This window comes from Bacillus sp. AY3-1 (assembly GCF_008368785.1).
GTDB classification, from domain to species: Bacteria; Bacillota; Bacilli; order Bacillales; family Bacillaceae_G; genus Bacillus_A; species Bacillus_A wiedmannii.
On the sequence record NZ_QORZ01000011.1, the window covers coordinates 81482 to 95269 of the forward strand.

Annotated in this window: 16 protein-coding genes and 1 pseudogene; 14 read left to right on the forward strand and 3 right to left on the reverse strand. The window is 36.6% G+C overall.

Going from position 1 to position 13788, the window contains the following annotated elements; genetic code table 11:
- Nucleotides 1-62 precede the first annotated feature (62 nt).
- On the forward strand, nucleotides 63-266 hold the full coding sequence (locus tag DN389_RS07755; RefSeq protein WP_000391504.1) for a hypothetical protein: 204 nt from the start codon (nucleotides 63-65) through the stop codon (nucleotides 264-266).
- 12 nt (nucleotides 267-278) lie between these two features.
- Nucleotides 279-449 carry a hypothetical protein gene (locus tag DN389_RS28380; protein WP_001174844.1) on the forward strand — a complete coding sequence of 57 codons (171 nt, stop codon included), beginning with the start codon at nucleotides 279-281 and terminating at the stop codon, nucleotides 447-449.
- Nucleotides 450-477: 28 nt separating this feature from the next.
- On the opposite strand, the gene DN389_RS07760 is transcribed toward DN389_RS28380, so the two are convergent.
- Entirely contained in the window at nucleotides 478-1881 is a 1404-nt protein-coding gene (locus DN389_RS07760) for a branched-chain amino acid transporter BcaP (RefSeq protein WP_098190534.1), read from the reverse strand.
- Nucleotides 1882-2060: 179 nt separating this feature from the next.
- Between DN389_RS07760 and DN389_RS07765 the strand changes: the two genes are divergently transcribed.
- The 9 genes and pseudogenes from DN389_RS07765 to DN389_RS07810 all read left to right on the forward strand — a co-directional run bounded on the left by DN389_RS07765 (nucleotide 2061) and on the right by DN389_RS07810 (nucleotide 10063).
- Nucleotides 2061-3284: a cation:proton antiporter gene (locus DN389_RS07765; RefSeq protein WP_052767423.1), complete on the forward strand. Its 1224-nt coding sequence runs from the start codon at nucleotides 2061-2063 to the stop codon at nucleotides 3282-3284.
- 125 nt (nucleotides 3285-3409) lie between these two features.
- Nucleotides 3410-3643: pseudogene (locus DN389_RS07770) on the forward strand (outer surface protein); the annotation flags it as partial.
- Nucleotides 3644-3909: 266 nt separating this feature from the next.
- Nucleotides 3910-4773 carry a MurR/RpiR family transcriptional regulator gene (locus DN389_RS07780; protein WP_000648163.1) on the forward strand — a complete coding sequence of 288 codons (864 nt, stop codon included), beginning with the start codon at nucleotides 3910-3912 and terminating at the stop codon, nucleotides 4771-4773.
- A gap of 296 nt (nucleotides 4774-5069) precedes the next feature.
- A complete protein-coding gene (murQ, locus tag DN389_RS07785; protein WP_088062067.1) occupies nucleotides 5070-5954 on the forward strand; it encodes an N-acetylmuramic acid 6-phosphate etherase in 885 nt (294 codons plus the stop codon).
- 24 nt (nucleotides 5955-5978) lie between these two features.
- Nucleotides 5979-7343, forward strand: a complete 1365-nt coding sequence (locus tag DN389_RS07790; protein WP_000711310.1) for a PTS transporter subunit EIIC — start codon at nucleotides 5979-5981, stop codon at nucleotides 7341-7343.
- Between the two features lie 48 nt (nucleotides 7344-7391).
- Entirely contained in the window at nucleotides 7392-8456 is a 1065-nt protein-coding gene (locus tag DN389_RS07795) for a DUF871 domain-containing protein (RefSeq protein WP_098190537.1), read from the forward strand.
- Between the two features lie 160 nt (nucleotides 8457-8616).
- Nucleotides 8617-9021, forward strand: coding sequence for a DoxX family protein (locus tag DN389_RS07800; RefSeq protein WP_098190538.1), 405 nt, complete (start codon nucleotides 8617-8619; stop codon nucleotides 9019-9021).
- 155 nt (nucleotides 9022-9176) lie between these two features.
- The gene (locus tag DN389_RS07805) at nucleotides 9177-9578 is read left to right on the forward strand and encodes a nuclear transport factor 2 family protein (protein WP_046957249.1); all 402 of its coding nucleotides are present in this window, start codon (nucleotides 9177-9179) and stop codon (nucleotides 9576-9578) included.
- Nucleotides 9578-10063: a PRK06770 family protein gene (locus DN389_RS07810; protein WP_098190539.1), complete on the forward strand. Its 486-nt coding sequence runs from the start codon at nucleotides 9578-9580 to the stop codon at nucleotides 10061-10063. Before DN389_RS07805 ends, DN389_RS07810 begins: the two co-directional genes overlap by 1 nt.
- A 33-nt stretch (nucleotides 10064-10096) precedes the next feature.
- Here DN389_RS07810 and DN389_RS07815 read toward each other — a convergent pair whose 3' ends face one another.
- Nucleotides 10097-11008: a DMT family transporter gene (locus DN389_RS07815; protein WP_098190540.1), complete on the reverse strand. Its 912-nt coding sequence runs from the start codon at nucleotides 11006-11008 to the stop codon at nucleotides 10097-10099.
- A 205-nt stretch (nucleotides 11009-11213) separates the two neighbouring features.
- On the opposite strand from DN389_RS07815, the gene DN389_RS07820 reads away from it, so the two are divergent.
- Nucleotides 11214-11708 (forward strand): Lrp/AsnC family transcriptional regulator, encoded by a 495-nt coding sequence (locus tag DN389_RS07820; RefSeq protein WP_000446102.1) that lies wholly within the window; start codon nucleotides 11214-11216, stop codon nucleotides 11706-11708.
- A 128-nt stretch (nucleotides 11709-11836) separates the two neighbouring features.
- A complete protein-coding gene (locus tag DN389_RS07825) occupies nucleotides 11837-12292 on the forward strand; it encodes an N-acetyltransferase (protein ID WP_000689146.1) in 456 nt (151 codons plus the stop codon).
- A 67-nt stretch (nucleotides 12293-12359) separates the two neighbouring features.
- Here the strand turns inward: DN389_RS07825 and DN389_RS07830 are convergent, their stop codons facing one another.
- Nucleotides 12360-13130, reverse strand: a complete 771-nt coding sequence (locus DN389_RS07830) for an SDR family NAD(P)-dependent oxidoreductase (RefSeq protein ID WP_098802209.1) — start codon at nucleotides 13128-13130, stop codon at nucleotides 12360-12362.
- 137 nt (nucleotides 13131-13267) lie between these two features.
- Between DN389_RS07830 and DN389_RS07835 the strand changes: the two genes are divergently transcribed.
- On the forward strand, nucleotides 13268-13627 hold the full coding sequence (locus DN389_RS07835; protein ID WP_046957245.1) for a MerR family transcriptional regulator: 360 nt from the start codon (nucleotides 13268-13270) through the stop codon (nucleotides 13625-13627).
- Nucleotides 13628-13788 lie beyond the last annotated feature (161 nt).

A 13788-nucleotide genomic window follows, 5' to 3' on the forward strand; every position in this document is an offset into this window, starting at 1 on the left:
TTATCATGATAGGCTTCTTTTTTGTTATACTAAAAATAGTATAGAATGAAGGAGCGAATAATTTGGAAGAGAAAAAGCTAAAAAGAATTCTTGAATATGTATGGATCGCGGTTGTGCTCCTTGTAGGATATTATTTCTTAAAAGAGAAAAGTATATGGGTTCTATTTTTAATGACGTTTTTATTAGCGGGTTTAGGCACGTTATTTATTAATTTCTTCTTTGATAGTTTAAATGCATGGAAGAAGAAAAAGAAGGGAACGAAGTAAAGGAGGGAATATATGCAAAAGTGGAAGCTTATATATCAGGTGATTATTTTCCTATTGCTTGTAGGTATTGGCGTTTTTAAATACGCTACACCGATAGGAAATTGGGCATCGTTTACAGCTTGCATCGGCATATTTTTCATTTTACAATCGTTAACGAAAAAATATAATAATACAGAAAGATAGCTCACCGTTTTATTGGCGAGCTATTTTGTTATGATTTTTTCTCTTCATCATTTGTTTTTTCAGTAGCTAAATGGCTATGTTTTCTAGAGTAGAAGAAATAGAAGCATAAGCCGACTAGAAGCCAAACTGCAAAGCTTATCCATGTCGTTTTAGACAAATTGATCATTAAATATAAACAGCAAAGAATTGCAACAACTGGTAATACAGGTACGAAAGGTGCGCGGAATCCACGTTTTAAATCAGGATGTGTTTTTCGTAAAATAAGTACAGCGCAGCAAACGAATGTGAATGCTGTTAACGTACCGATGTTTACTAAATTCGCTAGTAAATGTAAGTCTAACAGTCCTGCTAATAAAGCTGACACAACGCCAGTAATCCACGTGTTTAATAAAGGGATTTTTACTCTTTTATTCACACGTGCTAACGCTTTTGGAAGTAAACCGTCGCGGCTCATCGCATACGAAACGCGAACTTGTCCATACATAACGACTAAGAGAACGGTTGTCATTCCAGTCATCGCTCCAACAGCGAGTAGTCCTGCAATTGTATCTTCGCCAACGAAATGTAAGGCAAACGCAACCGGATCAGAAACATCTAATTGTGTATACGGAACCATACCTGTTAAAACGAAAGATACAATCATGTATAAAACAGTACAAATAAGAAGGGAACCGATAATGCCAATTGGTAAATCGCGCTGCGGTTTTTTCGTTTCTTCTGCAGCTGTTGCGATTGCATCAAATCCTAAGAAGGCGAAGAATACAGTGGCAGCCCCAGTAATGATACCGTCGTATCCGAATGGAATGAACGGCGTCCAATTTTCAGGTTTTACATATTTTGCACCTGCTACGATAAAGGCGATAATAACAGCTAACTTGATAAGAACCATAATATTATTAATGCGTGCGCTTTCGCGTATACCGAAACTTAAAAGTCCCGTAATGAGTAGTAAAATACAAACAGCCGGTAAATCGATAATGCCGCCTTTTCCTACGCCCGGGGCCGAGGCTATTATGGTGGGCAGATGGATGTTAAATCCTTGTAGTAAAGATTGTAAATAACCAGACCAACCGACAGCTACCGCCGCGACTGCAAGTAAATATTCGAGCATTAAACACCAGCCGACGATGAAGGCGACGACTTCTCCGACTGTCATATATGCGTAAGTGTACACACTTCCTGAGACAGGAATAGAAGAAGCAAATTCAGCATAACAAAAGGCTACACAAGCACAAGTAAATGCAGCAATAAGGAATGATAGCATAATACCAGGACCAGAATGTTTCGCTGCGACAATACCTGTTAATACAAAAATCCCTGTCCCAATTACGGCGCCAATTCCTAAGAAAGTTAAATCAAGTGCCGTTAATGTTCTATCTAACTGCCGTGGTGATTCAGTACTAAGCGGTTTTTTTCGTAATAATGACTTCACTTTGGACTCTCCCCCCGTTCTTCATTTCCATAACTGCGAATATAGTATGAGCCCACTAGAAAAGAGTATGTAAGTAAATGGAGGTACAGTTATGGTGTCTAGTTTTTTAAAATTGCTGGATTAATCTTAATATAATTCAGAATATTTTGTCAAATAAAAATGTGACAAATAAAATGCGAATGAATAGGGGAAACTACTGGCAGGAATGGACGAGGGTTAACAGAGTGACAAAACCACTCATAAAAGTTTTACTTTATAAAGTAGGAGAAGATGTTATGTTATTTTATTTTGAACTTGTCGTCATTTTACTTTGTACGAAATTAGCTGGTGATATTAGCGTTAGGCTTGGCCAGCCTTCTGTACTTGGTAAATTAATCGTTGGTATTATTATCGGTCCGGCTGTGCTTGGTATTATTAATAGTTCTGAACTCATTGATGAACTGAGTGAAATTGGTGTTTTACTACTTATGTTTATGGCAGGACTTGAAACAGATTTAGAAGAGTTAAATCGAAATTTGAAATCTGCATTCGCAGTAGCGATGGGAGGAATTATTTTCCCATTCCTTGGTGGATATTTAGCAGGACTTGCATTTGGAATGTTACAGTCGCATGCGATCTTTTTAGGGTTATTACTTTGTGCCACTTCGGTTAGTATTTCTGTTCAAACACTAAGAGATTTAGGGAAAATGAATACGAGAGAAAGTACGACGATTTTAGGGGCAGCTGTATTTGATGATGTAATTGTTGTTATTTTATTAGCATTTGTGATGAGTTTTTTAGGTACACAAGATGTAAATGTAACGCTTGTCATTGCAAAGAAAATTATCTTTTTTGTAAGTATCGTTTTTATCTCTTGGAAAGTTGTTCCATGGATTATGAAAATGCTCGTACCACTTCGCGTAACAGAAGCGTTAATTAGTGCAGCTCTTATTATTTGTTTCTCATTTTCGTATTACAGTGAAATGATGGGGATCGCAGGTATTATTGGGGCATTTGCAGCCGGAATTGCCATTTCGCAAACAGAGTATAAGCACGAAGTAGAACATAAAATTGAACCGATTGCTTATGCAATATTTGTACCGGTGTTCTTCGTAAGTATCGGAATGGAAATTACATTTCAAGGTATCGGAAGCCAGCTTTGGTTCATTATCATCATGACGCTTATTGCAATTTTTACAAAGTTAATCGGATCAGGTTTAGGAGCAAGACTGACAGGGTTCAACCTTCAATCTTCTATTAGTATTGGTGCGGGGATGGTTTCGCGCGGAGAAGTGGCGCTTATTATCGCAGCGAATGGACTTGCGGCGAATTTATTAGCGAAAGAAAATTTCACAGCGATTGTTATTGTTGTTATATTAACGACGATTATTACGCCGCCGCTTTTGAAAAAATATTTTGTATAGAGAGGAAGAGCTTATCTGATGTAGGTAAGCTCTTTTTTTATTGGAAAAAGCAATAGTCATATAGCGTGAATAGGTTGTAATTATGGTAAAATCTACGTATATGATAAGTCGAGGAGAGAAAATGTGTGAGGATTACGAAGGGGAAGGTTATCGGCGTAATCATACTTATTGCGCTATGTATACCATTTACTGCATGGAAAGAATCAAAAGTGAAAGGCTTTCCAGTTTCTATTTTTTCTTCCTATGTAGAAGTCGAAAATCCGAAAGACTATAATTACACTGCTTTTGTACCTGACTTTGCAATTTGGATACATGGATGGGAAAAACAGCGATCTGAAGGTGAAATAATGTCATATAAAGTGAAACTTTAATCAGTGGGGGTTCTCTTCATCCCCCACTGATTATTAGTTGAACCAATCGGACTTTAATGGGCAGCCCGCCCCCCACCTAACTTGTTTGCTTTCGCTGAATTTTGAGGTGGGGGGTCTTACTGCCCATTAAAGCGGGATAAAAAAGGGGATCGAACTGTAATTGTTCACCATCCACCTGGTAATGATGGTTTTTATCTATACGATGTAAATGATATTAGAGAATAAACGCAACCGTAAGAAGTGGAGGTTAAATAGTGAAAGCTTCAACATTACTATTTAAAATTGAAAGTAATATGGATCAATTTTCACCAGCTGAAAAGAAGGTTGCCATGTACATAATGGAGAATGCAGAGATTGTTCCGAACTTAACGACGAAAGAAGTGTCAACGAATGCAGGCGCGAGTGAAGCAAGTGTTGTTCGCTTTTGTAAGTCAATCGGAATCGGAAGCTTTAAAGCATTTAAAATCGCGCTCGTTCGTGAATTGACGATTGCTGATTATAATATTAATGATTTTTCAGTTATGAATACGGAAGATGGACCGTATGACTTGTTTAATAAAGTTACGTATGTGAATAAAGCTGCAATTGAGGCGAGCGTTACTGCGATAGATAAAAAGGAACTTGAGAAAGCTGCAGATCGTATTGTAAATGCAGATAAAATTATATTTTATGGAGTAGGCGGATCAGCTACTCCTGCGATGGACGGGGCTTATAAATTTACAAGGCTCGGATTTACAGCGATGATGCTATCAGATTTTCATATGATGTTGCCGCTTGTGACGAATTTAAAAGAGGGCGATATATTTGTTGCCATTTCAACATCTGGTCGTACGAAAGATGTACTTGAAATGGCGCAATATGCGAAGAGACAAGGTGCAACAGTTATTGCGATTACAAAGCTTGACCAATCATCACCTTTATATAAAGAAGCGGATATTCGTCTTTGTATGCCAGATGTAGAGCAAGATCATCGTATTGCGAGTATTGCTTCGAGAATGACACAGCTGAATATGATTGATGCTTTATATGTGATTACTTTTAATCGTATTGGTAATAAAGTGCTGGATCAATTTATGGAGACAAGGGAAGAAGCCTTGCGGTTACGGAAGTTAAAATGAGAAGATGGGGAAACCCATCTTTTTTGGCATAAGGACATAAAGTGAAACTTTAATAAGTGGGGGGGCATCCCCCACTTATTATTAGTTGAACCAATCGGACTTTTACAGGCAGTTGATCCCCCACCTATCTTCTTTGCTTTCGCTGAATTTGAGGTGGGGGTCTTACTGCCAGTTAAAGTGGGATAAATTCGTCATGAAAAGAAATAAAATTTCATAAAATAATAAAGTAATATTGATTTTTAATTTCTTGAAGTTATAATGAAAGTATGAAATTAAATTTCAAAGCAGGTGATAATATGTTAGAAAATTTATCGACAGAACATCGTAATGAGAAGACGATGAATTTAGATGAGATGAGTATAAAAGAAGTGTTGCAAAGTATGAATGAAGAAGATCGAACTGTTGCGTTAGCAGTTGAAAATGAAATAGAAGAAATTGAAAAGGTTGTACAGATTGTCATTAAATCCTTTGAAGATGAGGGACGATTAATTTACATTGGGGCTGGTACGAGTGGCCGTTTAGGTATTTTGGATGCGGTGGAATGTCCGCCGACATTTGGCACAGATGATAAAATGGTACAAGGATTTATAGCAGGTGGATTGAAAGCGTTTACTAAGGCGGTGGAAGGTGCAGAAGACCGCGAAGAGTTAGCAGAAGAAGATTTAAAAAGTATTGGATTAAACGAGAAAGATACAGTGATTGGAATTGCGGCAAGTGGTCGAACTCCTTATGTAATTGGCGGTTTGAAGTACGCGGCTAGCGTGGGAGCGAGCACGGCGAGTATTTCTTGTAATAAAAATGCTGAAATAAGTAAATATGCAAAACTAAATGTGGAAGTAGAAACAGGCGCAGAAATTTTAACAGGATCAACGCGTTTGAAAGCTGGTACAGCGCAAAAATTAGTACTTAATATGATTTCAACAGCTTCTATGATTGGTGTGGGGAAAGTATATAAAAACTTAATGGTAGATGTTCAATCTACAAATGAAAAGTTAGTAGAACGATCAAAACGCATTATTGTGGAAGCAACAGGTGTGAGCTATGAAATAGCAGCAGAGTGTTATGAAAAAGCAGAACGTAATGTGAAAGCCGCGATTGTTATGGTGTTACTACAGTGTGAGTATGGGGAAGCACTGGAGAAATTAAAAGAAGCGAAAGGGTTTGTGAAGAAGGCACTATAAAATAATAGGGAGGGGGATTCTATTATGAAGAAAGAAGAGAGAATGGCCAAAGAAATATCAGAGCAACTTGGGGGAGTAAAAAATATTCGTGGCATTGCTCATTGTATGACAAGGCTGCGATTAACGCTTCATGATGAAAGTAAAGTGAATATGGACCTTTTGAAAAAGGTTGAAGGGGTTATGGGCGTTATTGAAGATGAGACGCTTCAAGTTGTTGTTGGCCCAGGGACAGTAAATAAAGTAGCAGCCGAAATGGAAGGCTTAACAGGACTGCGAATTGGTGAGGTGGCAGATCATCACCTTGAAGACCTTGGGCAAGAAATGAAGTCAGAGATTAAGAAGAAAAATAATACACCAGTGAAAAACTTTTTAAGAAAAATAGGAAGTATTTTCATTCCGTTAATTCCTGGTCTTGTGGCGTCAGGTATTATAAACGGGGTCGCTAACTTTGCGAAAAACGCAGGTGCTGATCCGAATGCAACGTGGCTACAAATGCTATTACTTATTGGCGGCGGTATCTTTACATTCTTAGGAATTTTAGTCGGCTGGAATACAGCGAAAGAGTTTGGCGGGACACCAGTTCTTGGGGCGATTGCTGGTATTTTAATTTTTAACCCAGCGATGGCGAACGTAAAATTATTCGGTGAAGCGCTCGTACCCGGACGGGGCGGATTGTTTGCAGTTATTTTTGCAGCATGGCTTATGGTTGTAGTAGAAAGACAGGTTCGAAAAGCAGTGCCAAATGCAGTTGATATTATTGTAACGCCGCTTATTACTGTGTTAGTGGTGAGTATCGTAACGATGTTAGCCATTCAGCCGGTAGCAGGTTTCTTATCTGAAGGAATTACAAGCGGAATTAATGGTATTTTAAGTATTGGCGGCGCATTTGCTGGAGCAGTGCTTGCTGGAACATTTTTACCTCTCGTTATGGTCGGATTACATCACGGTTTAACACCAATTCATATGGAGTTTATTAATCAAACGCACGTAACACCTTTATTACCAGTACTAGCAATGGCTGGGGCTGGGCAAGTAGGAGCAGCCATTGCGATTTTTGTAAAAACAAAAAACAAACGACTTCGTAACGTAATTAAAGGTGCATTACCAGTTGGATTTTTAGGAATTGGCGAACCGTTATTATACGGGGTTACATTACCACTTGGGAAACCGTTTCTTACAGCTTGTTTAGGTGCAGCAGTTGGTGGTGCATTCCAAGCAGTTATGAAAACAGCCGCACTCGGAATCGGTGTATCAGGGTTATCATTAATTCCGTTAATTGCTGATAATAAATATTTATTATATTTCCTTGGATTAGTAGTGGCATATACGTTCGGATTCATTTTTACGTACTTCTTTGGCTTTAAAGAAGAAATGGCAGAAAACATATAGAGAAAGGGATTCCTTTCTCTTTTTCTATTCATAGAAAGGGAGATTCATATGATAGGAGTTTCAATTTATCTTTCAAAAGAACGAGTAAAGAAGCAAGAAGAGTGGCTAAAAGTAGCGAAGGAAAACGGGTTTTCATCTATTTTTACATCACTTCACATTCCTGAAGATGATCCTGGTACGTACAAAGAGCTAATTCAAATACTTGGGAAACAAGCTCTTGAAAATGACATGGAATTAATGGTCGATGTTTCTCCAAAATCGTTACACCATTTAGGGATGACGTATGAAAATGTGGAGGAGCTATTAGACTGGGGCATTACAGGCTTAAGAATGGACTACGGCATCAAGCCGAAAGAAATCGCACGCGTATCTCATAAAATGAAAGTAGCTTTAAATGCGAGTACGATTACAGATTCATTTTGGAAAGAGTTAATCATAGAAAATATAAAAGTAGAGAATGTAGAAGCGTGGCATAATTTTTATCCGCGTCCAGAAACAGGACTAGCAAAGTCCTTTTTACAAAAACAAAACGAATACTTACATGAGTGCGGAATAAAAACGATGGCATTTATTCCGGGAGATGATGAAAAACGTGGTCCGTTATATGAAGGCTTACCAACGTTAGAAAAGCACCGCAATATGCGCCTGCTTGAAGCGTACTTAGAACTTGTACAAGATTGTGGTGTAGATAAGGTGCTAATTGGAGATATAAGCGGAAGTGTAGAAAGTGTACAAGAGATAGCGAGTGCGAGTAGAGGGATTATTCCGCTGCGGTATGAGCCATTGATAAAGAAAAGTGAAGTATTAAAAATGGTAGAACAAGTGCATACAAATAGACTAGATCCAGCTCGTGATGTCATTCGTTCTGTAGAATCGCGAGAGGAGAATAAAGTGATTTTACGGCCGATGGATGCCATTGCAAGAAAGAAAGGCAGCATTACAATTGATAATGAATTGTACGGTAGGTATGCAGGAGAGATGCAAGTTGCCACACATGATTTGCCTAAAGATGAGAAAGTGAATGTTGTTGGAATGGTTGTAGAAGAGGACTTGTCTTTATTGCCGTATGTTGGTGCTGGAAAAATGTTTCAACTTTTTTGTGCGATAGAGTAAAAGCTTGAATTAGCGCTATTTTGTAGGAAAACATTATCCGTAAAAGGGATAATGTTTTTTGTTTCCTTAAAAAAAGTATTTGACGAATGAAATGAAATACCGTATTGTTTTGACTTGTAAATAAAAGTTTACCATAACAAAACAAAAAGGAGAGTTCAAAATGAATCAATATATTGGGAATTTAATGATTCGTATCGTGTTAGGAGTAACGTTCTTTGCACACGGTTTAGCGAAGCTTCAATCAGGTATCGATAACGTAGCAGGATGGTTTACAAGCATCGGCTTACCAGGTGGTCTTGCATATGGCGTAGCAACAGTTGAATTAGTTGGTGGTATATTATTAATTATCGGTTTAGGCGTAAAATATGTAGGATTGTTATTTGCTCTTATTTTAGCTGGAGCTATCGTAAAGGTAAATGGAGCAGCAGGTTTATTAGGAGATGGAAAGAACCCAGGATATGAATTAGATCTTGCATTATTAGCAATGGGTGCGTATTTATTCGTTGTAAAAGCAGAAGGATATGTAGATCGTTTCGTAAAAGAGAAAGTAATGAAAGCGAAGTAAACTTATTTATAAATTGTTGACTTGAATCACAATTGTAACTATAATGATTACAACTAGTTGATTAAGAATAAAACAATTTAAATATTTTTTTACACAGGTTGTAATGTTGTTGGTTACAACCTGTGTAAAAAATAAATAAAACGGGAGGAAGTAATATGCCTAAATCAAATTTAGAAATTATTCGAAGCACGTATGAAGGGTCAGCTTCTTCAAATGCAAAACATTTAGTAGAGGCCCTCTCTGAAAAAGTAGAATGGACAGAGGCAGAAGGATTTCCATACGGGGGAACTTATATAGGTGTAGAAGCAATAATGGAAAATGTATTTAGCCGATTAGGATCAGAATGGCATGATTATAAAGCGAGTGTAAATATGTACCATGAAGTAAACGGAAAAGATGTAATTATTGCTGAAGGTGTTTATTCAGGAGTTTATAAAGAAACTGGAAAATCATTTGAAGCAGAATTTGTTCATGTATGGCAACTTGAGAACGGAAAAATTGTGAAGTTTAAGCAGTATGTAGATAGTCATATTGTTAGGGAAGCGATGAAGAGCTAATGCTTTTTAAATGGATCGTAGGTATATGCATTACAATTATAGTAATTATCTCGTCTATAGTTGGCGGAAAGAAATTGCTTGCATATGTGGAAAAAGAAAATAAAAATATTCAAACCCAGCAAGCGGCAAATGAAAAAGAGAAGAAAGTTGCAGAAGAAGCCCCACGAGTTAGCGAAGGTGAAATTATTTCTACTATGCACAAAATGGTACACCAAAAGGTAAAATCCTCTGAGAAATGGGGATTTGTAGAAATGACAACAAAAGAAATTTATAGCGTAAAGAAAGATATTGAAAATAGTATAGGTTTTCAATATAAAACGAGGTTACTTTCTATTATAAATAGATGGGAAAAAGGAGATTTTTCACAAACAGTTGAGGAGCATAACTTTTTATGGGGCCTTCAAGGTGGAGATACCGGCAAAGCGACGGAACGTTTATCGCCAGAAGAGGAAAAACGGTATATAAAAGAAATGAAGAGTAAATAAAAACATCGCCACCCGGATGACGATGTTTTTTCATTAAGAATGTTTTCGCATTAAAGCTCTAGTTGGTTGAACAGTAACCGTTTTGAAATGAGAAAATAAATAACATCCTGTCACAACGATCATTGTCCCTAAAATTTGTATCCACGTTAGTTCTTCTCCGAGGAAAAGGAATGCTAAAATAGCTGTGAAAATTGGATTGAAGTTTAGAAAAATACCGGATGTCGTAGCCCCTAATTTTTGCACGCCAATATTCCAGAACACCATACAAAGAACTGTGGAAATAAGCCCAGTATATAAAAGTGATGTTAGGAAAGAAGTATTTATGTTTGTAACAGTGAAGCTCCCTATGTTAAAGGGCAGTAATAGAATAACGCCGAAAATTCCTGAGTATAATGTTGCCATGAGTGGTGTCGTTGTTTTTGTTGCCCATTTACTACAAACAGAATAGATTCCCCAAATACAAACAGCAGCCATCATCCATAAATCGCCGCTATTAAAATGTAATGAAAATAAAAGTGAGAAATTACCTTTTAATAGGACAAGAATAACCCCAAAGAATGAAAGAACCATGGATAGGATTTGAAGTGTATTTACTTTTTCTTTTAGAAATAAGACAGAAAATAATGCGATTGAAATTGCGTTTAATGTAGAAATAAGCCCTACATTTGTTGCGGATGTTTTTTCTAATGCTAAAAATTGAAAGATGTTAAAAAGAGCAACCCCTGAAATTCCCATGAGTACTAACGGAAGTATTGCCGCGCGAGGTGGAATGATTTTCTTTTCTTTAAACCATACCATTGGTAATAAACAAACGATCGCAATCATCCATCTTAAACTTGTAAGTGTCATCGGAGACGCGTGATCAACGAGTGATTTTCCAACGACGAAATTTCCCCCCCATAATAAGCTCGTTAATAATAGTAAAAAGACATAAAAATAAGGCATACTAAAATCCCCTTTGTTGTAATCGATACGAATTGTAAATAATTTTAGCATTTTTCTTCATTGTGCAATATATTATTTTGTATAATGGGTAAAAGTCGATAAAATGTTTTGTTATTAATACTATTTACAGAAAAATATTCAGTTTTATGTAATTTAAGGCGTGTTTTTTCGAATAATCATCGGTAAGAAAAAAGGGGGAATTGTAATGGAGTCGTCTGTTATTAAAGTGTTAGATGATTTGGACGTACAAATTTTAGATATATTGCAGAAGGAGTCTCAAGTAAGTAATGCTGAGCTTGCGCGACGCGTTAATTTATCACCAGCTGCGATGCATGCGAGAATAAAAAGATTAGATGGAGAAGGGTTCATTGATAAGCAAGTAGCCATTTTAAATCAAGAAAAGCTTGGTTTTGATTTGTTATGCTTCATTTTTATGAGTACGAATATTCATCAATCGGATAAACTTGACGTGTTGGAAAAAGAATTAGAATCGATGCCGGAAGTGTTAGAATGTCACTGTTTAACAGGAGAGTATGATTATTTATTAAAGGTTGCAAATCGCGATCGTAAAGAGCTGGAGCAGTTTATTAGAAAGTTGAATAAGCTGGGTATTACAAGGATACAGACGAGTTTAGCACTTCGTGAAATTAAATATTCGACAGTATTACCGATACGAAATGGGGAACCGAGCATCGATTAGATTGCTTGGTTTTTTGTTTGTATAAAGTGATTGACGAGGGGAAAGGAGAGATGTATTATTATATAAAATTATGTATTAAAATTCAATTTAGGTTATAAATATTAATATCGGGGACAAGGGGATATAATATGAAAATCTTTAATGCGGTTACGAGTGATGTGAAAGAAATTTATAGTCTTATTGAAGCTTATGCAAAAGAAGGAGTAGTTTTACCACGTTCTCTTTTATCTCTCTATCAATATTTACAATGTTTATATGTTATGAAAGAAGGGGAAGAAATCGTTGGAGTTGCTGGTTTACATGTGTTAGGGGAGGACCTTGCAGAAGTCCGGTCGTTAGTCGTCTCGCATACATATGCAGGGAAAGGAATCGGTCGCATGTTAGTGAACCATGTAATAAATGAGGCAGCGAAAATAAAAGTGAGTAGAGTCATTTCTTTAACATATGAAACGGAATTTTTTCAAAAGTGCGGGTTTGATTTTGTGAATAGAGAGGCGTTACCTGAGAAAGTATGGATTGATTGTAAACATTGTCCAAAAGTTGATTATTGTGATGAGGTGGCGATGATTCGATATGTTGGGTGAAATTTTCAGAGAGAAAAAAGTCCCACTATTATTTACGTAATAGTGGGTATCTATATTTTAGGGGAAATTAAGAACTTGAATTCGTTTTTCTTACTGCAAAATTAAAAATAGGATTTTTAAGCTCATAGTTATAAGTAGAACCATCGACAAGCCCTACAACTTTATCACTATCGTAAAGATCAAGCATAAATTGTGCCATTTGTTTTGCAGTGTGGAATTTCGGTACAACATTATCGTATTGGAATTCATCAATATCAAATGAACGTTTTGCAAATTCTGTTTCAGTTGCAGCAGGAGCTAAAACTTTTGCTTGCAGTTTCGCGCCTTGTTGTTTCAGTTCGTGTGATAAACCTTCTGTAAATGCACTTACATAGAATTTCGTAGCGCAATACGTAACAGCATCAGCAACAATTGTGTATCCACCGCCTGATGAAACGTTAATAAGTTGTGTGCCATCAACCATGGAATAATCTCGAACGAAAAGAGAAGAGAGTATTGTTAGTGCTTCTATATTTACATGTAACATCGTTTCTATTTTATTTAAATTTTGTTCAGCAATTGAGGCGAAATTACCAAACCCTGCGTTGTTAATCCACGTTTCAATTTGAAAGCCTTGTAGGCTTTCAGAAAGTTTATAAACATTTTCCGTAATAGATAAATCTGTTCTTCGAATAACAACATCCAATTCTGGATTCATTTCGTTAATTTTTAATTTTAATCCGTCTAATTCTTCTTGTCTTCGAGCTACAAGTATTAAGTTCTTTCCGCGAGATGCAAAGGCTAAAGCCGATTCATAGCCAATTCCAGAACTAGCACCAGTAATAACTGTGTATTTCATATAAAATCCCCCTAAGTTCAAATAAATGTATTATGGTTAGATTTTATTTGTTAGAGTATACTCTAAGTCAAATGTTTTTTATCAATTTGATAAGGCTATAAAATGTATGAGGGTAAGTACGTGGAGGGAGTTAAAGTATGTACACAATTAGTGAGGTGGCTAAATTAATAGGAGTGAGCACACATACACTGCGTTATTATGAAAAGGAAAATATATTAATTGCAAATCGCGATACAAATGGGAATCGACTTTATGAAGAGTCACATATAAAGTGGTTGCAGTTTGTCATGAAATTAAAACAAACGCAAATGCCGATAGCGAAAATAAGAGAATATGCTAGGTTATATTTAGAAGGGGAGCATACAACCGAAGCTCGTTTACAGCTCCTAGAAGATCATAGGAAATCTATTCAGATTCAAAGAGAAAATTTAGTAATTACAGAAAAGATGCTGGAGAATAAAATTATTGCATATAAGGCCTCTTTGGAAAGTAAATAGAAAACATAATCCGACTCTTAATTATTTATGATAAAAATGGATTTGATCTCATAGTGTGCCGGCAAATAAAAAAGAGCAGCTAGCAAAAGCTAACTGCTCTATTAAAGGGATCTCTCCAAGGGGGAGTGGAGAAAATATTATGTTACTAGCAGTATTGGCAG